Genomic DNA, 26,581 nt, shown 5'->3' with positions numbered 1-26,581 from the left:
GACACCCGCACGGAAACATCACCTGAACGGATCTACGGATCGTCAGACCGTAGGGAGATGCGACCGGCGGCCCGCTCGGACCCTCACACCGGGGCCGTGAGCGGCTACGCCTCGAAGGGCCGGGCCGGCCAGGGGGCCTCCGCCGGGCGCAGGCCGTCGAGGCCGAGGTCGGTGGAGAGCGCCGCGTGGAGGGAGAGCACGCCCGCCGTGAGACAGGTGTTGTGCAGCTCGCCGGCGAGCACACCGCGGACGAGGTCGGGCAGCGGCACGCGCGCGAGCTCCATGTCGGCCTCCTCCTCGGAGACCTCGAAGCGCTCGCCCTCGACCTCGGAGAGGCCGCGCGCCAGGAAGATCCGTACGGCCTCGTCGCAGCCGCCGGGGCTGGTGTAGACGTCGGTGAGGACGTGCCACTCCTCGGCCTTGACGTGCGCCTCCTCGTAGAGCTCGCGCTGAGCCGCGCGGAGCGGGTTCTCGCCGGGGACGTCGAGCAGTCCGGCGGGGATCTCCCAGAGCCGCTGTCGCACCGGGTGCCGGTACTGCCGCAGCACGAGGACGCGGTCCTGGTCGTCGACGGCGACGACGGCGACCGAGCCGGGGTGGGTCTGGTAGTCGCGCAGGACGGTGGAGCCGTCGGGCATGACGACCCGGTCCGTGCGGACGCCGGTCTTGTTGCCGGTGAACGGGGTGGCGGTCTCGACGACCTCCCACTCCTCCGGGGTGTCCTGAATGCCCATGTGCGTCCTCAGCGTCCTCTCACCAAACGGCAGTGCCGGGGCGCGGCCCGCGGAACGGGACCACACCCCGGCACCCACCGTATCGGTCAGGCTCCGAACGCCCGCACGTCAGGCGCCGGCGGCCTGCTGGCGCTCGACGGCGGCCTTGACCAGGCCGGCGAACAGCGGGTGCGGCCGGGTCGGCCGGGAGCGCAGCTCGGGGTGGGCCTGGGTGCCGACCAGGTACGGGTGCACCTCGCGCGGGTACTCCACGTACTCGACCAGCTTGTTGTCCGGGGAGGTGCCGGAGAAGACGATGCCGGCCTTCTTCTCCAGCTCGCCGCGGTAGGCGTTGTTCACCTCGTAGCGGTGGCGGTGGCGCTCCTCCACGTACGGCTCGTTGTTGTAGACCTCGCGGACGATCGAGCCCTCGGCGAGCTTGGCCGGGTACATGCCCAGCCGCATGGTGCCGCCCATGTCGCCCTCGCCGGCGACGATGTCCATCTGCTCGGCCATGGTGGAGATGACCGGGTCGGCCGCGGCGGCCTCGAACTCGGTGGAGTTCGCGCCCTCGATGCCGGCGAGGCTCCGGGCCGCCTCGATGACGATGCACTGGAGGCCCAGGCACAGACCCAGCAGCGGGATCCGGTTCTCCCGGGCGAAGGTGATCGCCCCGACCTTGCCGTTGACGCCGCGCTCGCCGAAGCCGCCGGGCACGCAGATCGCGTCGACGTCGCCGAGCTGCTTGGCGGCGCCGGCCGGCGTCTTGCAGTCGTCGGAGGTGACCCACTTGATCTTGACCCGGGCCCGGTTGGCGAAGCCGCCCGCGCGCAGTGCCTCGGTCACGGACAGGTAGGCGTCCGGCAGGTCGATGTACTTGCCGACCAGCGCGACGGTGACCTCGTGGTCGGGGTTGTGGACGCGGTCCAGCAGGTCGTCCCAGGTGGTCCAGTCGACGTCGCGGAACGGCAGGTCCAGCTTGCGCACCACGTACGCGTCCAGGCCCTCGGTGTGCAGCACCTTCGGGATGTCGTAGATCGACTTGGCGTCGATCGCCGCGACCACGGCGGCCTCGTCCACGTCGCACATCAGCGAGATCTTGCGCTTGATGGAGGTCGGGACGTCACGGTCGGCGCGCAGCACGATGGCGTCCGGCTGGATGCCGATGTTGCGCAGCGCGGCCACCGAGTGCTGGGTCGGCTTGGTCTTCAGCTCGCCGGACGGGCCGATGTACGGCAGCAGCGAGATGTGGACGACGAAGACGTTGTCCCGACCGACCTCGTGGCGGACCTGGCGCACGGTCTCCAGGAACGGCAGCGACTCGATGTCGCCCACGGTGCCGCCCACCTCGGTGATGACGACGTCGACGTCGTCGGTGGCCATACGCCGGATGCGGTGCTTGATCTCGTTGGTGATGTGCGGGATGACCTGCACCGTGTCGCCCAGGTACTCGCCGCGCCGCTCCTTGGCGATGACCTGCGAGTACACCTGGCCGGTGGTGACGTTCGCGGAGCCGTCCAGGTCGACGTCGAGGAAGCGCTCGTAGTGGCCGATGTCCAGGTCGGTCTCGGCGCCGTCGTTGGTGACGAAGACCTCGCCGTGCTGGAACGGGTTCATCGTGCCGGGGTCGACGTTCAGGTACGGGTCCAGCTTCTGCATGGTGACCCGCAGGCCGCGCGCCTTGAGCAGCGCACCCAGGCTGGAGGCGGTGAGCCCCTTGCCGAGTGAGGAAGCGACACCCCCGGTGACGAAGATGTGCTTGGTCGTCGTGGGCTTAGTGGCAAGTGCCAAGAGGGGGCTCCCGTGGTCGCGAGGTGACGTGCGGTCCGGCCTCCGGCCCGGAGTTTCCGGGGGTGCCGTCGCTGCGGTTCGGGGGTTTTGCGCCCACCGGTCCACGGGCTACCAGGGTATCAGCGCCCTGGAGCGGTCGCGTCCGGTGACGCGTGTGAAGGGTGTGCGGAGGGTGTGCGGGCCCTGGGGCGTGAGCGGGGACGGGCGCGGGAAACACGCGCGGGACAGGTGCCGAAAATCCGTGCGGGAACCCGCCCGGAGAGCCGGTTCTGTTCGGTCACTCGAACGGTCGATCCTGGATGAAGCCACGATGTGGGACGGCTCCAGCGGATCTCTGTTCTCCGTCGTATCCTGCTCGGACACATGCTGCGAGCCGCGGCCGGCAAGGCACCTACAAGGCATCTACCTGTACGCCCCGGAAGAAGAGCTCGTCGAGTAACTCCGAGACCGCAAGAGCGCCCCGCGGGGCGAGGCCGTTCGAATGGGGATGCACGTGGCCGGGCGCATCGAGGACTACGCACTCATCGGTGATATGCAGACCGCCGCCCTGGTCTGCCGGGACGGCACGGTGGACTGGCTGTGTCTGCCGCGCTTCGACTCGCATGCCGTCTTCGCCGGCCTCCTGGGCACCGAGGAGCACGGTTTCTGGCGGCTGGGCCCCGCGCACGCCACCGGATCCACCCCGCCGCAGGCCGACCGTCGGCGCTATCGCGGCGACTCCCTGGTGCTGGAGTCGGAGTGGGACACCCCGCGGGGCACGGTCCGCGTCATCGACTTCATGCCGCCGCGTGACGGCGCCCCGCAGCTGATCCGCATCGTGGAGGGGGTCAGCGGGCGGGTGCCGATGCGCTCCGCGCTGCGGATGCGCTTCTCCTACGGCTGGGTCGTGCCCTGGGTGCACAAGATCGACAACCGGACCGTCGCCGTCGCCGGACCCGACTCGGTGTGGCTGGACACCGAGGCCGACACCTACGGCAAGAACCTGACCACCTACTCCGACTTCACCGTCGCCCCCGGCGACCGCATCGCCTTCACCATCAGCTGGCAGCCCTCCCACAAGGAGCCGCCGGCCCTGCCCGAGCCCGAGGGCTCGCTGGAGGCGACCGAGGAGTTCTGGCGCGAGTGGGTCGAGCACTGCACCTACCACGGCCCCTACCGGGACGCGGTGGTCCGCTCGCTGATCACGCTCAAGGCGCTCACCTACGCGCCCACCGGCGGCATCGTCGCGGCGCCCACCACCTCCCTGCCGGAGGACATCGGCGGCTCCCGCAACTGGGACTACCGCTTCACCTGGTTGCGGGACGCCGCGATCACCCTCTCCTCGCTGCTGCGCACCGGCTACCGCGAGGAGGCCCGCGCCTGGCGCGAGTGGCTGCTCCGCGCGGTCGCCGGCGACCCGGAGAACCTCCAGATCATGTACGGCATCGCGGGCGAGCGGGAGCTCGCGGAGGCCGAGCTGTCCTGGCTCCCCGGCTACGAGGGCTCGCGCCCGGTGCGGATCGGCAACGGCGCGGCCGGCCAGCTCCAGCTCGACGTCTACGGCGAGGTCACCGAGGCGCTGCACCTGGCGCACATGACCGGGCTCGCCCGCAACGACTACGCCTCGCTGCTCCAGCTGAAGCTGATCAACTACCTCGAGGACCACTGGGACGAGCCGGACGAGGGCATCTGGGAGGTGCGCGGGCCGCGCCGGCACTTCGTGCACTCCAAGGTGATGGCCTGGGTCGCCGTCGACCGCACCATCAAGCTGATCGAGTCCGGCGACGTGGACGGACCGCTGGACCGCTGGCGCGAGCTGCGCGACGAGATCCACCGGAACGTCTGCGAGAAGGGCTACGACCCGCAGCGCAACACCTTCACCCAGTCCTACGGCTCCAAGGAGCTCGACGCCTCGCTGCTGCTCATCCCGCAGATGGGCTTCCTGCCGCCGGACGACAAGAGAGTCATCGGCACCATCGAGGCCATCCAGCGCGAGCTGTCCACCTCCGACGGCTTCGTGCTCCGCTATCCGACGGCCGGCGAGGAGGCCGGGGTGGACGGCCTGGAGGGCGACGAGGGGGCCTTCCTGGCCTGCTCGTTCTGGCTCGCCGACGACCTGGCGATGATCGGCCGGGTCGACGAGGCCCGGAAGCTGTTCGAGAAGCTGCTGTCGCTCCGCAACGACCTGGGGCTGCTCGCCGAGGAGTGGGACCCGCGGCTCCAGCGCCAGGTGGGCAACTTCCCCCAGGCGTTCAGCCACGTTCCGCTGATCGACACGGCGCTGCGGCTGACCGCCTCCGGCGCGTACGGCGGCTGACCGTATGCACACTGGGCGCGACAGCGCTCAATCCGGCTCCGGAGACGCGGGCCTCACCGAGGCGGGATCCGAGGCGGGACCGCGGGACGCGCACGCTTCGGCGGCGGCCTCCCCCGACGAAGGCTCCCGGGACGGGACCGACCCGGCCGGGGCCTCCCGAGGCGGTTCGGAGGCCCCTGAGGCACCGGAGGCCATCACCCAGGGCACGATCACCGTGGCGCGGGCGCTGGAGCTGCCCGCGCTGCGCCGCGGCCTCCCGGAGGTGGTGGTCGCCGGCGACCGGCTGTCCCGCCCGGTGCGCTGGGCGCACGCCGGCGAGACCCCCAACATCGCCTCCCTGCTCAAGGGCGGCGAGCTGCTGCTGACCACGGGGCTCGGGCTGGGGCCCCGCCCGGCCGAGCAGCGCGCCTTCGTGCGCACCCTCGCCGAGCGGGACATCGCCGCGCTCGTGGTGGAGCTGGGCTCACGCTTCACCACGCTGCCCGCCGCGGTGGTCGACACGGCCCGCTCCCATGGGCTGCCGCTGGTCCAGCTGCACCGCGAGGTGCCGTTCGTGGCGGTCACCGAGGAGATCCACACCGAGATCGTCAACGAGCACTACGCACTGCTGCGCCGCGCCGAGGAGGTGCACCGCCGGTGCACCCAGGCGTTGCTGCGCGGCGGCGGGGTGCCGGAGATCCTGCGCCTGCTGGCGGCCTTCGCCGGCAACCCGGTCTTCCTGGAGACGCCCGACGGGCTGCTGCTGTACGCGGCCGGTCCCGGCCCCGCGGCCCAGCCGGGCACGGCCGACCCGCTCCAGGTGTGGGACGGGCTGCGGGCGCAGCGCGCCGACCGCCGGCCGGAGCCGCCCGCCGGCAGCGTGGTCGCGGACGTCCCCGGCGGCGGTCCGGGCGGCGGCCCCGGCGCCGTACGGGCCAGGCTGACCGTGCTGCCGGTCGCGCGGCCGCTCGCCGCGGTGCACCGGATCGCGGCGGAGCGGACGGCGGACCTGCTCGCGGTGGTACTCCTCCAGGCGCGCCAGGAGGAGGAGCTGGCCGCGCGCGGCCGCGGCGACTTCCTCACCGACCTGGCGGAGGAGCGGATCGAACCGGCGGACGCGCCCGCGCAGGCCCGGGTGTTGGGCTTCCGGCCGCCAGGGGACGGCCCGCTGCTGCCGATGGTGATGCGCGTGGGCTCCGGCCTGCCCGGGGCGGGCCCGGCGGGCGCCCCCGGGGAGAGCTGGGCGGCCCTGGCACACGCCGTGCACGAGGAGCTCTCGGCGGTGGGCGCACCGGTGCTCATGGGTGTGCGACTCCCGGAGGGCCGGATGCCGCTGCTGGTCGGGCTGCGCGACGCGGCCGAACGCGGCGCGGTCGCCGACCGGGTCGCCGCCGCGCTGCGCGCCGGGGTGGAGCGGGCCTGGCCGGAGCGGGCCGGCTCCCGTCCGCCGGTGGTGGTCGTGGGCGTCGCGGGCGGCTGGGCGGCGGTCGGCGCCGAGCTGCGGCACGCGGCCGAGGCGGCCAACGCCGCCCAGGGGCTGGCCGACCGGCCCTGGCACGATGTGCGGCGCACGGAAGTCGACGTATTGCTGTGGCGACTGCGCGAGCACGGCGACCTGGCGGCGTTCGTGGACCGGGTGATCGGCCCGCTGCTGGCCCATGACCGCACCGCCCGGCCGCCGCTGATCCCCACGCTGGAGGCGTATCTGGCGCACGCCGGCCGCAAGGCGGAGACCGCGCGCGAGCTGCACCTCAACCGGCAGACCCTCTACGACCGGCTGGCCCGCATCGCCCGGCTGCTCGGCAGCGACCTGGAGGACCCCCAGACCGTGCTCGCCCTCGGCCTGGCTCTCCAGGCCCGCCGGCACGTCCAGTGACCGGCCGCCACCGCCCCGAGTGAACCCCACGCCCCGCGCGCGTGCACACGCGTGGGTGACCCATCCACTCCCTGGCTTCGCGCTCCTCGCGCGTGTGCCCACGCGTGGGTGACCCGGGGCGCCCGCGGGCGGCACCGGCCCGTCCTGCCGCGCGCGTGCACACACGGGCGTGACCCGCGCGGACGCTGTCCGCCAGCGCGGGCACGCGCGTGGGTGACCTATCCACTCCCTGGCTTCGCGCTCCTCGCGCGTGTGCCCACGCGTGGGTGACCCGGGGCGCCCGCGGGCGGCACCGGCCCGTCCTGCCGCGCGCGTGCACACACGGGCGTGACCCGCGCGGACGCTGCCCGCCAGCGCGGGCACACGCGTGGGTGACCCATCCACTCCCTGGCTTCGCGCTCTCCGCGCGCGTGCCCACACGGGGTGACCCGCGCGGACGCTCTCCGCCTGCGCGGGCACACGCATGGGTGACCCGGCGTCCGCGGGCGGCACCGCCCGTCCTGCCGGGGCGTGCACACACGTGGGTGACCCGTCCCGGCCCCGACCGCGCCGGCGCCCGCGGCGGCCCCTCTCCTGACCTCCGATCCCCCACCGGCGGGCCGACAGGTCGGCAGGTCGGCAGGTCGACACGGAGACACGGCAGGTGCCTCACCGCCCTCGGTGCGGGCCGAGCCCTGCGCCGCGGCCGGGAGGCCGGTTCCCCGGGCCCGAGCCGACCACGCGTCCCGAGGTCAAGGCGCCCGCCCCGAGTAGCGATGCCGCCAGATCCGGTCCCGGCCGGTGGTCGACACGGAGACCTGGCAGGTGCCTCACCTCCCTCGGTGCGGGCCGAGCCCTCAGCCGCGGCGGGGAGTCCATTTCCCGGGCCCGAGCCGACCGCGCGTCCCGAGGTCGAGGCGCCCGCCCCGAGTGGCGATGCCGCCAGATCCGATCCCGGCCGGGCCCGGCCGGTCCCGGCCTGCCTCGCAGGGCCGCATGCCGGCCCTCCGAAACCGCCTCCTCGCCCGTGGACAGGCCCATCCGTCACGCCCGGCCGGCCGGCCCCGCCCCGAGCCACCCAGCCACCCAACCCCGGCCAACCTCGGGCCATCCCCCCGACCGAGCCCCAGCCCGGCCCTGCGGCCCTGGCCACGGCCGCCCTGCCTCATCGCCCGGTCGGCGCTCCCGCCCGTGCTCGGCCCTCACGGCCGAGGCGCGAGCCCGAGGCCCCTCCCCCACCCGGTGCACCGGCTTCACCGATCCGGTCCCAGGAGCCCTGGGATCGACCCGGCGGCTGAGTAAGGCCGTTCCCGGGACCGTCTCCGGTCCGTCTCCGGTCCGGCTCCGGGGCCGGAGACGGACCGGAGACGGGGCCAGCCCCGCGTCCGGTGCCCGCATCCCGCGCCCCGCATCCCGCGCCCCGCGTCCCGCGTCCCGGCGTGGTCCGGCGGGCGTCTTCCGGGCGTGGGTTGGCCGGATTCGGATCACTCCTGGGGATGAATCCAGGGCCGGATTCGCGACCCTCGGGTGGGGCTTCGGAGCGGTCCTCGACCTCCTCCGAGCCGGTCCCGGGGTCGTTTTCAGCCGTCCGTCAGACGGATTCGGGCCAGCTTTCGACGCGGGATGCGAAACAAGGTTCGACACGGGCGTTCGAAGCGGGATGCCGGGATGCGGCGGGGCCTCGTCCCAGGTCGCGGGGGGGGGCCGGCGCCGGGCCCGGTCAGCGTTGGGCGACCTCGTCGTAGACGCGCAGCACATGGGCGACGGTGTCGTCCTCGGTGGGCCAGCCGGCGGCCTGGGCGAGGCCGGCGGCGGCGAGTTCGGCACGGCGGGCCGGGTCGGAGAGGAGCCGGAGCACGGCGGCGGCGAGGGCTTCGGGACTTCCGTAGGGAACGAGTTCGGCGGCCTCGCCGACCAGGTCGGGGACACCGCCCACCGCGGTGGCCACCAGCGGCACCCCGGCGTGCAGCGCCTCCTGGGCGAGCAGCGAGCGCGCCTCCCAGGGGCTGGACAGCACCGCCATGTCGGCCGCCGCCAGCAGCTCGGGCACATCGTCGCGGCGGCCCAGCAGCCGCACCGGCAGGCCCTCGTCGTCGATCCGCCGTTGCAGCGCCGCCCGGTCCCGGCCCTCGCCGGCCACCGCCAGCAGCGGCTGCGGATCGAGGTCGCGCCAGGCGTGGGCGGCGTCGAGCAGCGGGTCGAAGCCGGCGTCGGCCTCCAGTCGGCCCACCGAGAGCAGCAGCGGCCGTTCCACCGCGCCGAGGTCGGCGCGGGTCTTGTGCCACCAGTCGTCCCCGCGGTCCGGAGCCGGAGGCCGCGCGGGCACGGCGACCGGGGCGAGCCGGGCGTCGCGGGCGCCCCGGGCGCGGGCCCGGTCCACCAGGTCGGAGGAGGCCCCGAGCACCACGGCGGCGGCGCGCGCCACCCTCCGCTCCACCACTCGGGCCAGGTGCGCGCGGCGGCCGGCGGGGCGGCCGCGGGCGTGCCAGGTGACGATCAGCGGGGTGGACCGGCCCTGGAGCGCGAGCGCGGCCAGCAGCCCGGATCGCACACCGTGGGCATGCACCAGCCCGGCCCCGGAGCAGGCCGCGCGCAGGGCCGCCACATCGCCGGCGCCGGTGCGGGCGTCGACCGGGGAGAAGCGGGCGCCGGCCGCGGTGAAGCCGTACCCCTGTTCGGCGCTCCAGGGCGCGCACACCGTCACCCGCAGCCCGCGCGCCACCAGCCCGGCCGCGAGCGAGCGCACGTGCACCCCGCTGCCCCAGGCTCCGCTGCCCAGCACCTGCACGGCGTGCAGCGGCGACTGCCCGTGCGGCGGAACCGGTGTGCTGCTCACGGTGCTGCTCACGCGGGCTGGACTCCCCTGGCTGGTGTCAGGTGGCGCTGGGCGGGTGGCGTAGGCGGCCTCCGGCGGTGTGGGAACGGCACGGAGCGCCTCGCCCAGGATGCCAGTTCCGGTGACCGCCCCGATGCAACGGCCCCGTCCGCTGCGCCCCCGGGCCCGGCCGACGCGACCGGGCGCCCCACCCGCACGAGCGACGCGGCACGCCGCCCGTGCCGCCTCTGACGTGGGAGTCGGCACCGCCGGACGGCACCCGCCGGGACTCCACGGGCGTGGGCGGGGGCGGGCGGGGCGTTCCGGCCCTCGAACCGCCACGCCGGACGGCGGCTTCCGGTGTGCGGAAGCAGCGCCGGAGCCCCAAGGCCGGCGTGTGCGCCACGGGCGTGAGACGGCGGGCGACTCGGGGCGGCCGCGCCGTGACGGTCAGCGCGCGTGGGTCGCGCGGGCCGCCGCCAGCAGCTCTTCGGCGTGGGCGCGGGCCAGTTGGGAGTCCTCCTGGCCGGCGAGCATGCGGGAGAGTTCGCGAACGCGGTCCTCGCCCTCCATGGCCTGGACACCGCTGCGCGTGACGGAGCCGTCGTTGGTCTTCTCGACCACCAGGTGCCGGTCGGCGAAGGCGGCCACCTGCGGGAGGTGGGTGACGACGACGACCTGCGCGGAGTGGGCGAGTCGGGCGAGCCGGCGGCCGATCTCGACCGCGGCCTTGCCGCCGACGCCCGCGTCCACCTCGTCGAAGAGGTACGTGGGCACCGGGTCGGAGCCGGCGAACACGACCTCGACGGCCAGCATCACGCGGGAGAGCTCACCGCCGGAGGCGCCCTTGGCGATGGGGCGGGGGACGGCGCCGGGGTGCGGGGCGAGCAGCAGCTCGACCTCGTCGGCCCCCCGCGGCCCGAAGAGCACCGGACGGCCGCCGACCTCGATGCCCGCGGTCTCGTCGGCCGTCTCGGTCTGCCGGATCTCGAAGCTGACCCGCGCGTGCGGCATGGCCAGTTCCGCCAGTTCGGCGGTGACGGCCTCGGCGAAGCGGCCGGCCGCCTCCGTGCGGGCGTCGGTGAGGGTCTGCGCCAGGGTGCCCAGCTCCGCGCGGAGGGCGTCGCGCTCCGCGGTCAGCTCGCCGATGCGGTCGTCGTCGCCTTCCAGCTCGGCCAGTCGAGCGGCCCCCCGCTCGGCCCAGGCGAGCACGTCCGCGACGCTCTCGCCGTACTTGCGCGTCAGGTGGGTGAGCGTCGCCCGGCGCTCCTCGACGGCGGCCAGCCGGCGCGGGTCGGCGTCCAGGTCGTCGGCGTACCCGGCCAGTTCGCCCGCCGCGTCGGAGAGCAGGATGCCGATCTCGCCGACCCGGTCGGCCAGCGCCGCCAGCGCCGGGTCGTGGGAGCGCACGGACTCCAGGGCGCGGTGGGCGCCGGCCACCAGCGTGGCCGCGTCCACCCCCTCCAGGTCCTCGGGGTCGCCGGCGAGCGCGGTGTGCGCGGCGGTGGCGGCGGAGGCGAGCGCCTCGGCGTGGCCCAGCCGCTCCGCCTCGGCGGCGAGCTCGGCGTCCTCGCCCGGCAGGGGTTCGGCGGCGGCGATCTCGTCCAGGCCGAAGCGCAGCAGATCGGCCTCCTGGGCGCGTTCCCGGGCCCGGGTGGTCAGCTCGTCCAGCTCGGTCGAGACGGCGCGCAGCCGGCCGTAGGCGGCCGCGTACTTCTCCAGCGGCCCGGCGACCGCGTCGCCCGCGTAGCGGTCCAGCGCCTGGCGCTGCCGGGCGGGGCGCAGCAGGCCCTGCTGGTCGGTCTGCCCGTGGACGGCGACGAGCTCGTCGGCCAGCTCGCTCAGCAGCCCCACGGGGACCGCGCGGCCGCCCACGTGGGCCCGCGAGCGTCCCTCCGCGGAGATCGTCCGGCTGATCAGCAACGCGCCGTCGTCCAGCTCGGCCCCGGCCTCCTCGGCCCGTACGGCGACCGAGGACCGCCGGTCGACCGCGATCCGGCCCTCCACGACGGCCGACTTCGCCCCGATCCGCACCAGACCGGCGTCGGCCCGTCCGCCCAGCAACAGGCCCAGGCTGGTCACCACCATGGTCTTGCCCGCGCCCGTCTCACCGGTCACCGCGGTGAATCCGGGCGAGAGCTCCACCACCGCGTCGTCGATGACGCCCAGCGCACGTATCCGCATCTCCTCCAGCACGCCCAAGACCATACGAGGTTTCCGGCCCGGCCGGCGACGGGGTGCCGGTGTGGCGCCGGCGCGGACCGGCTCCACCGCGCCGGCCTTTGGGCCTCCGGGCCGCTCCGGCGCTGATCACGGCGCCGGCGACGGTCGTGGGAAGGTACGAGAGAGCGCCGTCTTCGGGGCGCACCGGCGGCGTCGAACCCCCTCAGTGGGTGAACGGTCTCCGGCCGCGCCCGGCGGAGCGGGCACGGCCGGAGAAGGCGGGCATGGCGACGGCCGCGGGTGCGGCGGGGTGCGCCGGGCCTGGCGTCAGTGGGGGGCGCCCCGCCAGCCGGCGACCGGGAGGGCGAACTTCGCGACCAGCCGGTCCGTGAACGAGGCGTGGTGCAGCCGGGCGAGCCGGACCGGGACGGCGCCGCGGCGGACCTCGACGCGCGCGCCGGCGGGGAGTTCGACGGTGCGGCGGCCGTCGCACCACAGCACGCCGTGCGGCGTCTGGGGCTGCACCTCCACCGCGAGCACCGAGTCGGGCGCGGTCACCAGGGGCTTGGCGAAGAGGGCGTGGGCGCTGATGGGCACCATCAGCAGGGCCTCCACCTCGGGCCAGACGACGGGCCCGCCGGCGGAGAACGCGTACGCCGTGGAGCCCGTGGGTGTGGCGCACACGACGCCATCGCCGCCGAAGCGCGACACGGGGCGGCCGTCGACCTCGGTGACCACCTCCAGCAGCCGCTCGCGGGCGGCCTTCTCGACGGACGCCTCGTTCAGCGCCCAGTCGGTGTGCACGATCTGGCCGTCGTTGCGGACCAGCACATCGAGGGTCATCCGCTCCTCGACCTCGTAGGAGCGGGTGACCACCCGGTCCACGACCTTGTCGAGGTCGTCGCGCTCGGCCTCGGCGAGGAAGCCGACCCGTCCGAGGTTGACGCCGAGCATCGGCACCCCGGAGGTCCGGGCGTACTCGGCGCCGCGCAGCAGCGTCCCGTCCCCGCCCAGGACCACCAACAGCTCGCAGCCGTCCAGGACGTTCGGGCCGGAGTCCACCAGCTCAACGGACGGCGGCAGGGGCAGGTCGGCGGCCTCCTCGGCGAGCACCCGCACGCCGATGCCGCAGCGCAGCAGGCCCTGCACGACCAGCTCGGCGCTGCGGATGGCCGCGGGGCGGCCGGTGTGGGCGAGCAGGAAGACGGTGCGGCGCCCGGTGTCCGGCGGGCACGCCGCCATCCCCGCGGGCTCGGCCCGCCTCCCCTGCCCCACGGTCTCCCCCGTCCCCGGGGTGTCCGCCCGCGCGGCGGGCATGGTCGGGTCGGCCGCTCCGGCCGACTCCGTCGGCTCGGCCGCTCCGGCTGCTGATGAACCTGCTCCTGAAGTGGTCAACGGGGCCCCTCCGCCACTGCACGGTCAACATCCGCCGGGTCCAAAGCCGGCGCCCCGGCGCGCATCCACAGAAAGTACTCGACGTTGCCCGAGGGGCCGGGCAGCGGGCTCGCCGTCACACCGAGCACGCCCAGCCCGAGCCCCGCCGCCTGCTCGGCGACCGTGCGGACCGCTTCGGCGCGCAGGGCCTCGCTGCGAACCACCCCGCCGCTGCCCAGCCGCTCCTTGCCCACCTCGAACTGCGGCTTGACCATGAGCACCAGATCGGCGTCGGGCGCGGCGCAGCGCACCAGCGCGGGCAGTACCAGTCCGAGCGGGATGAAGGACAGGTCACCGACGACCAGGTCCACGGGCTGGCCGTCGAGGTGCTCCAGCGTCAGCTCGCGCACGTTCGTACGGTCTTTCACGATGACCCGGTCGTCGCTCTGCAGCGACCAGGCGAGCTGTCCGTAGCCGACGTCGACGGCGACCACCTGGGCCGCGCCCGCGCGGAGCAGCACATCCGTGAAGCCGCCGGTGGAGGCGCCCGCGTCGAGCGCGCGGCGGCCCTCGACCTTCAGCCCGCGCGGGGTGAACGCGGCGAGCGCGCCGGCCAGCTTGTGGCCGCCGCGGGAGACGTAGTCCGGATCGCTGTCGTCCTGGCCGACGACGATGGCGGCGCTGGTCTCCACCTGTGTGGCGGGCTTGGTCGCGGTGGTCCCGCCGACGGTGACCCGGCCCGCGGCGATCAGCTGGCTCGCGTGCTCGCGCGAGCGGGCGAGCTTGCGGCGGACCAGTTCCGCGTCGAGTCGTCTGCGTTGGCCACGGCTCACTGCCACGTGCGGTTCAGCTCCTGGTGTCGTACGAGGTCGGGATCGACGGGTGCGGGGCCGGCGGCGACGGCAGTCGGCGGTCGAGCGCCGTCAGCGTGTCGCGCAGGCCCCTGTGGACATCCTCGTACACCTCCAGGTGTCCGCTCGCGGCGAGGTGATCGGCGTCGGCCAGCCGGTCGAGCTGCGCGTCCACCCGCGCGTCGCCGGTGGGCGTACGGGCGACCCCGAGCGGCGCGATCGGCTCGCCGCCCGGATCCGTCTCCGAGCCGGTCTCGGCGTCCGTCTCCGCTCGGGATCCGGCATCCGTCTCGCACCAGGGCATCGGCTCCTTCATGGTCCCGACGCTACCGTGAAGGGGGCGTTCTCCGACGCAGGAGGCGCTTGGGTAGGGTCGGTCCCCATGGCGACCATCGAGGAGTGCCGCAGCGCGCTCGACCGACTGGCCACGAATCTCGCGGGGGCCGACGGCGACCTGCGCAGCGCGGCCGCACTCGACCGTTCCCTCAGCTGTCACATCACCGACCTGGCGACGACCTTCGTCGGCCGGCTGGCGGGCGGGCGGATCACGGACGTGACGACGCTGGCCGGCCCCCCGACCGACCGTGCGGAGATCCGGCTGAGCATGACCGGCGACGACCTGGTCGCGCTGGTCGACGGCGAGCTGAACTTCGCCCGCGCCTGGGCCTCCGGCCGGGTCAACCTGGAGGCCGGCTTCCGCGACCTGCTACGCCTGCGAAAGCTGCTCTAGCAACGCCACGGGCCCGCCAGCCAAGCGACTCGGGCAAGGTCGGCAGGGGCGCGGGGACCTCTCCGTTCGACAGGGCCCCCGAAAGGGGCGCGGGGAACTGCGCGACCAGCCACAACCGACCCGCAGACGCCCGACGGCCCTCACGACACCTCCCCGTTCGGCAACGCCCCCCGGCAGCCCGCAAGACGCTCGCGGCCACCACCCCCGCAACGGCTCGACAGCGCCCCGAAAGGGGCGCGGGGAACTGCGCGACCAGCCACAACCGACCCGCAGACGCCCGACGGCCCCTCACGACACCTCCCCCACCCGGAGCGCTCAGCCGCTCACCCGCTCACGCGCGCCTTGCGGGCCGCCGGGATCACCAGCGGGGTGCCGGTCTCCGGGTCGTCGATGACCTGGCAGCGCAGCCCGAAGACCTCCTCCACCAGCTCGGCGGTCACCACCTCCGCCGGGTCGCCCTCCGCGATCACCCGGCCGCCGCGCATCGCGATGAGGTGGGTGGCGTAGCGGGCGGCGTGGTTGAGGTCGTGCAGCACGGCCACCAGGGTGCGGCCCTGTTCCTCGTGGAGCTGCGCGCACAGGTCGAGGACGTCGATCTGGTGCTGGATGTCGAGGTAGGTGGTCGGCTCGTCCAGGAGCAGCAGCGGGGTCTGCTGGGCGATGGCCATGGCGATCCACACGCGCTGGCGCTGACCGCCGGAGAGCTCGTCGACGTAGCGGTCGCCGAGCTCCGCGACGCCGGTGGCCGCCATCGACTCGTACACGATCCGCTCGTCGGTCTCGGACCACTGGCGCAGCAGCCCCTGGTGCGGGTAGCGCCCGCGCGCCACCAGGTCGGCCACCGTGATGCCGTCCGGCGCGATCGAGCTCTGCGGGAGCAGCCCGAGGGTGCGGGCGACGTGCTTGGCCGGGAGGGAGCCGATGGCCTGGCCGTCGAGGAGCACGGAGCCCGCGGCCGGCTTCAGCATCCGCGACAGGGCGCGCAGCAGCGTGGACTTGCCGCAGGCGTTCGGGCCGACGATGACCGTGAAGGAGTTGTCGGGGATCGAAACCGACAGCCCCTCGGCGACCGTGCGGCCGTCGTAGGCGAGGGTGAGCCCTTCGGCCATCAGGCGCTGACGCCGCTCGCCCGAGGCGTCGGCGGCGGGCGCGGTGGACGGGGCGGACGGGGTGGCGGAGGTGGCAGACACGGGCTGTCGGATGTCCTTGCGGTCGGGAACGCGGTCGTCGGTCTTGTCCTGTGGGGGCTGCTCGTCCGGGTGCGGCCGGCCGCTCCCGTCCCGCCGCTCGCGCGGGGTCCGGGGCCGGCTCATATGCGCCCCGCCTTGCGTTCGGTGGCCAGCAGCCACACCAGGTAGACGCCGCCGAGCAGGCCGGTCACCACGCCCACCGGCAGCTGGTCCGAGCCGAAGGCGCGCTGCGAGGCCCAGTCGGCGCTGATCAGCAGAGCCGCGCCCATCCAGGCGGCGGGCAGCAGGTTCGGGCCGGGCGAGCGGGTGAGCCGACGGGCCAGCTGGGGCGCGACGAGCGCGACGAAGGAGATGGGGCCGGCCGCGGCGGTCGCGGCGGTCAGCAGCAACACGGACGCGAGCATCATGACGGTCCGGGTGCGCTCCACCGGGACCCCCAGCGAGTAGGCACTGTCGTCGCCCATCTCCAGCATCCGCAGGGCGGGCGAGTGCCACAGCACCACCGGGATCAGCACGACGCAGGACCACAGCAGCGGCCAGACCTGCTCCCAGTCCCGACCGTTGAGGGAGCCGGTCATCCATGCCACGGCACGTGCGGCGTCGAGGTCGTCGGCCTTGGTGAGCAGGAAGCCGTTGACGGAGCCGAGCAGGGCGCTGGCGCCGATGCCGACGAGCACGAGCCGGTAGCCGTGGACGCCGCGCTTCCACGCCAGGGCGTAGACGCCGAGGCCGGTGAGCAGGCCGCCCACGACCGCGCCGGCGGCGACCGCCACCGGGCTCCCCTGGGTCAGCACGATGACCGTGAGCCCGCCCGCCGCCGAGCCCTGGGAGAAGCCGATGACGTCCGGGCTGCCCAGCGGGTTCTTGGAGATGCTCTGGAAGATGGCGCCGGACAGGCCGAGCGCCGCGCCGACCAGCAGCCCCACCAACAGCCGGGGCAGCCGGAGTTCGTTGACGATGAAGTCCTGGATGGGGTCGCCCTCGCCGAGGAGGGTCCGGACGACGTCGGCGGCCGGGATGGGGAAGTCGCCGGTGCCGACCAGCACCACGCCCATGCCCAGGGCGGCGACGGCCAGCAGCAGCCCCACCACCATGCCGCGGGTGTCGACCCGCAGCGAGAGGCCGCCGCGGCGCAGCGTCGTCCCGCGCATGCCGCGCACGCGCGGCCGGTCGGTGCCGACCGCGTCCTTCGCGACGGCGTCCTCGGGCCCGCGCCCGGTCACGTCCGTACGGGTCCCGTCCGCACCGGTGCCGGCCTCGCGGGTCTCGTCCGCGCCGGCCTCGGGCGTCTCCGCGCGCGCCCCGGGCTTCTCCGCATTCGCGGTACTCGCGTTCACAGCTGGGCCATCCTTCGGCGACGTACGAGGTAGATGAAGACGGAACCGCCGATGAGGGAGGTGACGATGCCGACCTGGAGCTCCGAGGGCCGGGTGATGACCCGTCCGACGATGTCGGAGCCGAGCAGCAGCACCGGCGAGAGCACGGCGGCGTACGGCATGATCCAGCGCATGTCCGGTCCGGTCAGCGCGCGGACCATGTGCGGCACCATCAGGCCGACGAAGGCGACCGGCCCGCAGGCGGCGGTCGCGGCGCCGCACAGCAGGGTGACGGCGACCATGGACAGCGCGCGGGTCGAGGCGAGCCGCACGCCGAGCGCCCGCGCGTGGTCGTCGCCGAGCGCGACCGCGTTCAGGGAGCGGGCGAGGCAGAACGCGAGGACCGTGCCGACCACGAGGAACGGGGCCACCTGCTTGACGACCGTCATGTTGGCCGACGCCAGCGAACCCACCGTCCAGAAGCGCATCTTGTCCAGCGCCGCGGTGTCGAGCAGCTGGACCGCGTAGACATAGCCGTAGAGCGCCGAGTAGATGGCCATGCCCGCGAGCGCCATCCGGGCGGGGGTGGCGCCGCGGCTGCCGCCGAGGACGTAGACGAAGACCGAGACGACGGCGGTGCCCAGGAAGGCGAACCACACATAGCCGGTCAGCGAGGTGACGCCGAAAAAGCTGATCGCCGTGACGACGGCGGCGGAGGCGCCCGCGTTCAGCCCCAGCAGACCGGGGTCGGCCAGCGGGTTGCGGGTGAGGGCCTGGATCAGCGCGCCCGAGACGCCCAGGCCGACGCCGACGAGCACGCCCAGCACGGTGCGCGGCACCCGCAGGTCCCGGACCACCACATCGGTCTTGCTGCCGGAGTAGTGGAAGAGCCCGTGCCAGACCTGGTCGAGGGGGATCGGCTTGGCACCGATGGCGATGCTCGCCGCGGCCACCAGCACCAGGACGCCCACGGAGGCGAGAAGTCCGACCGCGCGCCATGCGGTGCGCCGCGTACCGGGTGCCGGTGGCACGGACGGCGCGGGTATGGCCGCCGTCTCGGCCCCGGTTTGTGCGGAACTGACCAAGGCCACGCGGAACTCCACCTCACAACAGGGCCGATCAAAACTTAGGTTAGGTTAGCCTAAATGACGATCAGCCCTGCTGGGAGGGGATGGAGCCCGCCGGAATCGGCGGGACCGACCGCTTGGCGGACGCTCAGCTCAGGCCCAGCCGCGCCAGCGCCTTCTCCGCGTCCGCGGTGCCCGCTTCGGCCCCCGCCTCGGTCCAGGCCGCCGCGCACAGGGCGCGCAGCCCGTCCAGCGGGTCCGTGCCGTCGCCTTCGAGGTGCAGGACCCCCTCCCGTACGGAGGCCACCCAGCCGCCGCAGGCGAAGCCGTCCGCGCGGCCCTCGGCGGCGGCCACCGGCACCACCTCCGGCTGCGGCTCCAGCAGCCCCCGCAGGTCGGCGGCGACATAGGTGGGCCGGTACTTCGGCTCGGCGGCGAGCAGCTGGGCGGCCGTGGTCACCCCGGTGAGCACGAGCAGCGAGTCGACCCCGCCCACGTGAGCGCCCTCGATATCGGTGTCCAGCCGGTCCCCGACCACCAGCGGCCGGCGTGCCCCGGTGCGCAGTATCGTCTCGCGGTGCATGGGCGGCTGCGGCTTGCCGGCCACCTGCGGGCTGGCGCCGGTGGCCATCCGCACCACCTCCACCGCCGCGCCGTTGCCCGGAGAGATCCCGCGGCTGGTGGGAATCGTCAGATCCGTGTTGGACGCGAACCACGGCACGCCGCGCGCCACCGCGAAGGTCGCCTCCGCCAGCCGCCCCCAGGCCAGCTCCGGACCGCCATAGCCCTGCACCACCGCCGCCGGATCGTCGTCCACCGAGTCGACCGGCTCCAGGCCGCGCTCGCGCAGCGCCACCTTCAACCCCTCGCCGCCGATCACCAGCACCCGCGACCCCGCCGGAACCTGCTCGGCGATCAGCCGGGCCACCGCCTGCGCCGCGGTGATCACATCGCCGGGCTCGGCGGGCACGCCCAGCCGGGTCAGATGGTCGGCCACCGTCTCCGGCGTGCGCAGCGCGTTGTTGGTGACGTACGCCAGGTGCATCCCGCCGGCGCGCGCCACGCCCAGGGACTCGACGGCGTGCTCGATCGCCTCACCGCCCGCGTACACCACGCCGTCCAGGTCCAGCAGTGCGGTGTCGTACGCCTCGCTCGGTTTCTGCGCGCTGCCGTCAGGCCGGGTCCGGACCGTCTCGCTCATGAGGTAGCCGCTCCTCCGCGGATAGGTGAGCATGTCCCCCCGATCATCGCGCATGGCGGCGTGCGACATAACATGCCTCAATGAGCACTCCAGGGTCTGTCGGGCAAGGGCTTCAGCTCGTCCCGTTCCGGGGATTGCGGTACGTCCCGGAACGAGTCGGCAGCCTCGCCGCCGTCACCTCCCCGCCGTACGACGTCGTCGTCCGGCCCGACGGTCTGCGCGAGCTGGAGACCGCGGACCCGCACAACATCGTCCGGCTGATCCTGCCGCAGGCCGACTCCCCGGCCGACCGCTCCCGCCGCGCCGCCGAGACGCTGGAGCGCTGGCTGGCCGAGGGCGTGCTGGCCGCCGACCCCGAGCCGGCGCTGTACGTGTACCAGCAGGACGACGGCGAGGTGCTCCAGCGCGGGGTGATCGGCGCGCTGCGACTCAGCCCGCGCGAGGCGGGCGTGGTCCTCCCGCACGAAGAGGTCATGCCGCACGTGGTCGAGGACCGCGCCGACCTGATGCGCGCCACCGGCGCCCACCTGGAGCCACTGCTGCTCGCCTACCGCGGCCACGGGGCTCCCGCCGACGCCGTCGAGAGCGACGTCGACCCCCACGCCCGCGACAACGGCGCCGCGGGCGTCATCGAGCGCACGGTCGCCGGGTCCCCGCTGCTGGCCACGACCACCGAGGACGGCGTCGACCACCTGCTGTGGCGTGTGACCGACCCCGCCGACCTCGCCGCGATCACCACCGACCTCTCGCACCGCCAGGCCCTCATCGCCGACGGCCACCACCGCTGGGCCACCTATCTGCGGCTGCGGGCCGAGCGCCCGGACCCCGGTCCATGGGACTTCGGGCTGGTGTTGCTGGTCGACACCGCGCGCTATCCGCTGCGGGTGCGGGCCATCCACCGGCTGCTGCACCAGTTGCCCGTCGACAGCGCGCTCAAGACGCTGGGCGACGCCTTCCGGGTCCGCGCCGTCGACGGACCGCTGCCCCAGGCGCTCGCGGCGCTGGACGAGGCCGCGCGGCCGGGTCCCGGCGGAAACGCCTTCCTGTTGGCGGGGGGCGGGCGGTTCCATCTCCTCGACCGGCCGGACCCGGCGCTGCTGGCCCGTACGGTCCCCGCCGACCGGCCGGAGGCGTGGCGCACCCTGGACGCCACCGTCCTGCACTCGCTGCTGCTCGACCACCTCTGGAAGGTCCCGGACGCCCCCGAGCACATCGGCTACATCCACGACGCGGCGGCCGCCGTCGACCAGGCGGAGCGGCGCGGCGGCACGGCGGTGCTGCTCCGCCCGGTCAGCGAGGACGTCGTCCACGACCTGGCCCGCCAGGGCGTCGCCATGCCGCACAAGTCGACCTCCTTCGGCCCCAAGCCGGCCACCGGCCTGGTGCTGCGGAGCCTCGCGCTGGGGTGACGCGCCACCGGGTGCCTCACACCCGCGACCGGGCGCGACAAACGGATGAGGGTGGGGCCCCACGTGGGGCCCCACCCTCATCCGTTGTGTCTCATCCGCTGGGCGTGGCCGTTCCCGGCCTACGCTCAGCGGTCGTCGCCGTCCACCTCGACGTCATCGTCGTCGGCCACCGGGTCCGCCGAAGCGTCGACCTGGGTCTCGGCCGGCGAGTCGGCGTCACCGGAACCGGCGGACGCGTCAGAGGCGGCGGAGGCGTCACTCTCGGCGTTCTCGGCCTCGGCCTCGGCCTCCTCCAGCTCGTCCTCGTCGCTGACGTCCATGGCCATGGCGTCGACGAACTCCACGCCGTCCAGCTCGGCGAGCCGGTCGGACGCGTCCGTCGTGTGCCCCTGGTCGGCCTCCAGCGCCTTGGCGAACCACTCACGCGCCTCGGTCTCGCGGCCCACGGCCAGCAGCGCGTCGGCGTACGCGTAGCGCAGCCGCGCGGTCCACGGCTGGACCGCGTTCGAGGCCAGCTCCGGGCTCTGCAGGGTCACGACGGCGGCGTCGGCCTGCCCCATGTCCCGCCGCGCGCCGGCCGCGACCAGCCGCATCTCGACCTGGCCGGACCGGTCCAGCTTCTGCACCTCGGGCTCACCGGCCATCGCCAGCGCGCGCTCCGGACGGCCCATCCCGCGCTCGCAGTCGGCCATGACCGGCCACAGCTCCACCGAACCGGTCATCCGGCGCGCCGCGCGGAACTCCGCCAGCGCCTCCGCGTACTTCCCGACGCCGTACGAGGCGAAGCCGGCGGCCTCGCGGACCGCGGCGACGCGGGAGGCGAGCCGCAGCGCGACCCGGGAGTACCCGTACGCCCGCTCCGGCTCCTCGTCGAGCAGCCTGGCCACCATGACGAGGTTCTTGGCGACATCCTCGGCGAGCGTCTTCGGCAGGCTCATCAGCTCCTGCCGCACGTCGTTGTCGATCTCGAAGCCGGTCACGTCCTCGGGGATCGGCAGCCGCTTCACCGGCTCCCGGTCGCGGTCCCGGCCCCGGTCGTCACGGCGATCGTCACGCCGGTCGTCACGCCGACCGAAGCCGCCGGAACGGCCGTCACGCCGCCCGAAGCCACCGCCGCCACGCTCCCGGTCGTCCCGCCCCCGGCCCTGGCCGTACGGCCGACGCCCACGGTCCCGGTCGTCGCGACGGTCGTCACGGCGGTCATCACGACGCTCGTCGCGACGGAACGACGGGCGCTCGTCGCGACGGTCATCCCGGCGCTCATCACGGCGGAAGGAGGGTCGGTCGTCACGCCGGTCGTCACGGCGATCGTCACGGCGGTCATCACGACGGAACGAGGGCCGGTCGTCACGGCGCTCATCACGACGGTCGTCGCGGCGGTCATCACGGCGGTCGTCACGGCGGAACGACGGGCGGTCGTCACGACGCTCATCACGACGCTCGTCGCGCCGGTCATCGCGACGGAACGACGGACGGTCATCCCGACGGAAGGACGGGCGGTCGTCACGCCGCTCGTCACGCCGGAACGACGGACGGTCATCACGACGGTCGTCGCGGCGGTCGTCACGCCGGAACGGCGGACGGTCGTCACGGCGCTCATCACGACGGTCGTCACGGCGGAACGGGGGCCGGTCGTCACGACGGTCGTCACGACGGCCGTCACGCCGGAAGGACGGACGGTCGTCACGGCGGAAGGACGGACGGTCGTCACGGCGGTCATCACGACGGTGCGAGGGCCGGTCGTCGCGGCGCTCATCACGGCGGTCATCGCGACGGTCGTCGCGGCGGTCATCGCGGCGGAAGGACGGCCGGTCGTCACGACGGTCATCGCGACGGAACGGCGGGCGGTCGTCGCGACGCTCATCACGGCGTTCGTCACGCCGGAACGGCGGACGGTCGTCGCGGTCACGCCGGAAGCCGCCACCCCGCTCGTCGTCGCGGCGCGGTCCGCGGGGGCGGTCGTCACGGCGGTCGCGGTCATCGCGACGGAAGCCGCCGCGGTCACGGTCGTCGTCACGGCGGAAGCCACGACCGCGGTCGTCCCGACCACCCCGGTCGTCGCGACGCGGTCCACGCTGCTCATCGCGGCGCGGGCCGGAGCTCCGGAAATCGCGTCGGTCACCGCCGTCGCGACGCCGCGGCTCCGACCTGTCGTCGGGGGAGTTGGGGGACATCGACGTGACTCCTGTCTTGAGGTACTGCGTTCATTCTCGCGCACCTCATCGGGGTACGCGCTGTGGCAAGAAAAACAAAAAGGACCCTTGGTCCCAGCGTGAACGCTGGGACCAAGGGTCCTGAAAGATTGTTCGGCGGCGTCCTACTCTCCCACAGGGTCCCCCCTGCAGTACCATCGGCGCTGAAAGGCTTAGCTTCCGGGTTCGGAATGTGACCGGGCGTTTCCCTAACGCTATAACCACCGAAACCCTATTGGGTTCTAGCGAACAAGCACACTCTTCAATTTGTGGTGTACCGGATGCTGTTTGCAACCCAGGAACCACACAGTGGACGCGAGCAACTGAGGACAAGCCCTCGGCCTATTAGTACCGGTCAACTCCACCAGTTACCTGGCTTCCATATCCGGCCTATCAACCCAGTCGTCTACTGGGAGCCTTACCCCATCAAGTGGGTGGGAGTCCTCATCTCGAAGCAGGCTTCCCGCTTAGATGCTTTCAGCGGTTATCCCTCCCGAACGTAGCCAACCAGCCATGCCCTTGGCAGAACAACTGGCACACCAGAGGTTCGTCCGTCCCGGTCCTCTCGTACTAGGGACAGCCCTTCTCAAGACTCCTACGCGCACAGCGGATAGGGACCGAACTGTCTCACGACGTTCTAAACCCAGCTCGCGTACCGCTTTAATGGGCGAACAGCCCAACCCTTGGGACCGACTCCAGCCCCAGGATGCGACGAGCCGACATCGAGGTGCCAAACCATCCCGTCGATATGGACTCTTGGGGAAGATCAGCCTGTTATCCCCGGGGTACCTTTTATCCGTTGAGCGACGGCGCTTCCACAAGCCACCGCCGGATCACTAGTCCCGACTTTCGTCCCTGCTCGACCCGTCGGTCTCACAGTCAAGCTCCCTTGTGCACTTACACTCAACACCTGATTGCCAACCAGGCTGAGGGAACCTTTGGGCGCCTCCGTTACTCTTTAGGAGGCAACCGCCCCAGTTAAACTACCCACCAGACACTGTCCCTGATCCGGATCACGGACCGAGGTTAGACATCCAGCACGACCAGAGTGGTATTTCAACGATGACTCCACGAACACTGGCGTGCCCGCTTCACAGTCTCCCACCTATCCTACACAAGCCGAACCGAACACCAATATCAAGCTATAGTAAAGGTCCCGGGGTCTTTCCGTCCTGCTGCGCGAAACGAGCATCTTTACTCGTAATGCAATTTCACCGGGCCTATGGTTGAGACAGTCGAGAAGTCGTTACGCCATTCGTGCAGGTCGGAACTTACCCGACAAGGAATTTCGCTACCTTAGGATGGTTATAGTTACCACCGCCGTTTACTGGCGCTTAAGTTCTCAGCTTCGCCCCGTCGAAACAGAGCTAACCGGTCCCCTTAACGTTCCAGCACCGGGCAGGCGTCAGTCCGTATACATCGCCTTACGGCTTCGCACGGACCTGTGTTTTTAGTAAACAGTCGCTTCTCGCTGGTCTCTGCGGCCACCACCAGCTCAGGAAGCAAGTTCCCTCACCAGCAATGGCCCCCCTTCTCCCGAAGTTACGGGGGCATTTTGCCGAGTTCCTTAACCATAGTTCACCCGAACGCCTCGGTATTCTCTACCTGACCACCTGAGTCGGTTTAGGGTACGGGCCGCCATGAAACTCGCTAGAGGCTTTTCTCGACAGCATAGGATCATCCACTTCACCACAATCGGCTCGGCATCAGGTCTCAGCCTTACATGTGCGACGGATTTACCTACCGCACGGCCTACACCCTTACCCCGGGACAACCACCGCCCGGGCTGGACTACCTTCCTGCGTCACCCCATCACTCACCTACTACAAGTCTGGTTCGTCGGCTCCACCACTCCCCTTCACCCGAAGGATCCAGGACGGCTTCACGGACTTAGCATCGCCTGATTCGATGTTTGGCGCTTCAAAGCGGGTACCGGAATATCAACCGGTTGTCCATCGACTACGCCTGTCGGCCTCGCCTTAGGTCCCGACTTACCCTGGGCAGATCAGCTTGACCCAGGAACCCTTAGTCAATCGGCGCACACGTTTCCCACGTGTGAATCGCTACTCATGCCTGCATTCTCACTCGTGAACCGTCCACAACTCGTTTCCACGGCTGCTTCACCCGGCACACGACGCTCCCCTACCCATCCCAGCAGACGTTGGTCCTCACGCTGGAATGACATGACTTCGGCGGTACGCTTGAGCCCCGCTACATTGTCGGCGCGGAATCACTTGACCAGTGAGCTATTACGCACTCTTTCAAGGGTGGCTGCTTCTAAGCCAACCTCCTGGTTGTCTCTGCGACTCCACATCCTTTCCCACTTAGCGCACGCTTAGGGGCCTTAGTCGATGTTCTGGGCTGTTTCCCTCTCGACCATGGAGCTTATCCCCCACAGTCTCACTGCCGCGCTCTCACTTACCGGCATTCGGAGTTTGGCTAAGGTCAGTAACCCGGTAGGGCCCATCGCCTATCCAGTGCTCTACCTCCGGCAAGAAACACACGACGCTGCACCTAAATGCATTTCGGGGAGAACCAGCTATCACGGAGTTTGATTGGCCTTTCACCCCTAACCACAGGTCATCCCCCAGGTTTTCAACCCTGGTGGGTTCGGTCCTCCACGAAGTCTTACCTCCGCTTCAACCTGCCCATGGCTAGATCACTCCGCTTCGGGTCTTGGGCGCGCTACTCAATCGCCCTATTCGGACTCGCTTTCGCTACGGCTTCCCCACACGGGTTAACCTCGCAACACACCGCAAACTCGCAGGCTCATTCTTCAAAAGGCACGCAGTCACGACCGTGCTCCGAAGAACACGGCGACGCTCCCACGGCTTGTAGGCACACGGTTTCAGGTACTATTTCACTCCGCTCCCGCGGTACTTTTCACCATTCCCTCACGGTACTATCCGCTATCGGTCACCAGGGAATATTTAGGCTTAGCGGGTGGTCCCGCCAGATTCACACGGGATTTCTCGGGCCCCGTGCTACTTGGGAAATGAGCAAGCAAGCCGCAAAGATTTCAGCTACGGGGGTCTTACCCTCTACGCCGGGCCTTTCGCATGCCCTTCGCCTATCCATGCGGTTTCTGACTCGCCCAACAGCCGGCAGACTGCTGAAGCTCACTCCCACAACCCCGCATGCGCAACCCCTGCCGGGTATCACACACATACGGTTTAGCCTCATCCGGTTTCGCTCGCCACTACTCCCGGAATCACGGTTGTTTTCTCTTCCTGCGGGTACTGAGATGTTTCACTTCCCCGCGTTCCCTCCACATACCCTATGTGTTCAGGTATGGGTGACAGCCCATGACGACTGCCGGGTTTCCCCATTCGGACACCCCCGGATCAAAGCTCGGTTGACAGCTCCCCGGGGCCTATCGTGGCCTCCCACGTCCTTCATCGGTTCCTGGTGCCAAGGCATCCACCGTGCGCCCTTAAAAACTTGGCCACAGATGCTCGCGTCCACTGTGCAGTTCTCAAGCAACAACCAGCCACCCGTCACACACCACTCAAAGATGATGCTTCACCGGGGCCGGCACCCGAAGGAACAAGCTCTACGCTCGCACCCTCAGACACCCAACAGCGTGCCCGACACTCCCAGCCACCATGCACCGTGTTCCACGCCGAAGCAGTACTAACA

Annotated in this window: 18 protein-coding genes and 2 rRNA genes; 5 read left to right on the top strand and 15 right to left on the bottom strand. The window is 72.1% G+C overall.

Going from position 1 to position 26,581, the window contains the following annotated elements; genetic code table 11:
- Window positions 1-104: 104 nt before the first annotated feature.
- A complete protein-coding gene (locus LRS74_RS26845; RefSeq protein WP_277743401.1) occupies window positions 105-734 on the bottom strand; it encodes an NUDIX hydrolase in 630 nt (209 codons plus the stop codon).
- A 108-nt stretch (window positions 735-842) separates the two neighbouring features.
- Window positions 843-2,504, bottom strand: a complete 1,662-nt coding sequence (locus tag LRS74_RS26840) for a CTP synthase (protein WP_277743400.1) — start codon at window positions 2,502-2,504, stop codon at window positions 843-845.
- Between the two features lie 487 nt (window positions 2,505-2,991).
- Here LRS74_RS26840 and LRS74_RS26835 point away from each other — a divergent pair, with 487 nt between their 5' ends.
- Complete coding sequence (locus tag LRS74_RS26835) at window positions 2,992-4,800, top strand: glycoside hydrolase family 15 protein (RefSeq protein ID WP_277744957.1); 1,809 nt, start codon at window positions 2,992-2,994, stop codon at window positions 4,798-4,800.
- 4 nt (window positions 4,801-4,804) lie between these two features.
- Window positions 4,805-6,655, top strand: coding sequence for a PucR family transcriptional regulator (locus tag LRS74_RS26830; RefSeq protein WP_277743399.1), 1,851 nt, complete (start codon window positions 4,805-4,807; stop codon window positions 6,653-6,655).
- Window positions 6,656-8,354: 1,699 nt separating this feature from the next.
- Here the strand turns inward: LRS74_RS26830 and LRS74_RS26825 are convergent.
- The 5 genes from LRS74_RS26825 to LRS74_RS26805 all read right to left on the bottom strand — a co-directional run bounded on the left by LRS74_RS26825 (window position 8,355) and on the right by LRS74_RS26805 (window position 14,153).
- Complete coding sequence (locus LRS74_RS26825) at window positions 8,355-9,482, bottom strand: glycosyltransferase family 4 protein (RefSeq protein WP_277743398.1); 1,128 nt, start codon at window positions 9,480-9,482, stop codon at window positions 8,355-8,357.
- 417 nt (window positions 9,483-9,899) lie between these two features.
- Window positions 9,900-11,657, bottom strand: a complete 1,758-nt coding sequence (gene recN / locus LRS74_RS26820) for a DNA repair protein RecN (protein ID WP_277743397.1) — start codon at window positions 11,655-11,657, stop codon at window positions 9,900-9,902.
- 282 nt (window positions 11,658-11,939) lie between these two features.
- On the bottom strand, window positions 11,940-12,854 hold the full coding sequence (locus LRS74_RS26815) for an NAD kinase (RefSeq protein WP_277744956.1): 915 nt from the start codon (window positions 12,852-12,854) through the stop codon (window positions 11,940-11,942).
- Window positions 12,855-13,003: 149 nt separating this feature from the next.
- Entirely contained in the window at window positions 13,004-13,819 is an 816-nt protein-coding gene (locus tag LRS74_RS26810) for a TlyA family RNA methyltransferase (protein ID WP_277744955.1), read from the bottom strand.
- 13 nt (window positions 13,820-13,832) lie between these two features.
- Window positions 13,833-14,153, bottom strand: a complete 321-nt coding sequence (locus LRS74_RS26805) for a hypothetical protein (protein ID WP_277743396.1) — start codon at window positions 14,151-14,153, stop codon at window positions 13,833-13,835.
- A gap of 66 nt (window positions 14,154-14,219) precedes the next feature.
- Here LRS74_RS26805 and LRS74_RS26800 point away from each other — a divergent pair, with 66 nt between their 5' ends.
- On the top strand, window positions 14,220-14,567 hold the full coding sequence (locus LRS74_RS26800) for a sterol-binding protein (RefSeq protein WP_277743395.1): 348 nt from the start codon (window positions 14,220-14,222) through the stop codon (window positions 14,565-14,567).
- Between the two features lie 323 nt (window positions 14,568-14,890).
- Here LRS74_RS26800 and LRS74_RS26795 read toward each other — a convergent pair whose 3' ends face one another.
- The 4 genes from LRS74_RS26795 to LRS74_RS26780 all read right to left on the bottom strand — a co-directional run bounded on the left by LRS74_RS26795 (window position 14,891) and on the right by LRS74_RS26780 (window position 19,341).
- Window positions 14,891-15,676: an ABC transporter ATP-binding protein gene (locus LRS74_RS26795; protein ID WP_277744954.1), complete on the bottom strand. Its 786-nt coding sequence runs from the start codon at window positions 15,674-15,676 to the stop codon at window positions 14,891-14,893.
- A gap of 200 nt (window positions 15,677-15,876) precedes the next feature.
- Window positions 15,877-16,908 carry an iron chelate uptake ABC transporter family permease subunit gene (locus LRS74_RS26790; RefSeq protein WP_277744953.1) on the bottom strand — a complete coding sequence of 344 codons (1,032 nt, stop codon included), beginning with the start codon at window positions 16,906-16,908 and terminating at the stop codon, window positions 15,877-15,879.
- Between the two features lie 182 nt (window positions 16,909-17,090).
- The gene (locus LRS74_RS26785) at window positions 17,091-18,119 is read right to left on the bottom strand and encodes an iron chelate uptake ABC transporter family permease subunit (RefSeq protein ID WP_277744952.1); all 1,029 of its coding nucleotides are present in this window, start codon (window positions 18,117-18,119) and stop codon (window positions 17,091-17,093) included.
- 169 nt (window positions 18,120-18,288) lie between these two features.
- Window positions 18,289-19,341, bottom strand: a complete 1,053-nt coding sequence (locus LRS74_RS26780; RefSeq protein WP_277743394.1) for an HAD hydrolase-like protein — start codon at window positions 19,339-19,341, stop codon at window positions 18,289-18,291.
- Window positions 19,342-19,421: 80 nt separating this feature from the next.
- Here LRS74_RS26780 and LRS74_RS26775 point away from each other — a divergent pair, with 80 nt between their 5' ends.
- Window positions 19,422-20,750, top strand: coding sequence for a DUF1015 domain-containing protein (locus LRS74_RS26775; RefSeq protein WP_277743393.1), 1,329 nt, complete (start codon window positions 19,422-19,424; stop codon window positions 20,748-20,750).
- A 125-nt stretch (window positions 20,751-20,875) separates the two neighbouring features.
- Here LRS74_RS26775 and LRS74_RS26770 read toward each other — a convergent pair whose 3' ends face one another.
- Both LRS74_RS26770 and LRS74_RS26765 read right to left on the bottom strand, forming a co-directional pair.
- Complete coding sequence (locus LRS74_RS26770) at window positions 20,876-21,703, bottom strand: tetratricopeptide repeat protein (protein ID WP_277744951.1); 828 nt, start codon at window positions 21,701-21,703, stop codon at window positions 20,876-20,878.
- 50 nt (window positions 21,704-21,753) lie between these two features.
- Window positions 21,754-22,365: a hypothetical protein gene (locus LRS74_RS26765; RefSeq protein WP_277743392.1), complete on the bottom strand. Its 612-nt coding sequence runs from the start codon at window positions 22,363-22,365 to the stop codon at window positions 21,754-21,756.
- A gap of 112 nt (window positions 22,366-22,477) precedes the next feature.
- Between LRS74_RS26765 and LRS74_RS26760 the strand changes: the two genes are divergently transcribed.
- Complete coding sequence (locus tag LRS74_RS26760) at window positions 22,478-23,026, top strand: hypothetical protein (protein ID WP_277743391.1); 549 nt, start codon at window positions 22,478-22,480, stop codon at window positions 23,024-23,026.
- Between the two features lie 28 nt (window positions 23,027-23,054).
- On the opposite strand, the gene rrf is transcribed toward LRS74_RS26760, so the two are convergent.
- A 5S ribosomal RNA gene (gene rrf, locus LRS74_RS26755) occupies window positions 23,055-23,171 on the bottom strand.
- 96 nt (window positions 23,172-23,267) lie between these two features.
- A 23S ribosomal RNA gene (locus LRS74_RS26750) occupies window positions 23,268-26,389 on the bottom strand.
- Window positions 26,390-26,581: the final 192 nt, after the last annotated feature.

Origin of the sequence: Streptomyces sp. LX-29 (assembly GCF_029541745.1) — a bacterium.
Taxonomy (GTDB): Bacteria; Actinomycetota; Actinomycetes; order Streptomycetales; family Streptomycetaceae; genus Streptomyces.
The sequence above is the reverse complement of the archived record's forward strand: the minus strand, read 5'-3'. Positions and strand labels throughout refer to the sequence as shown.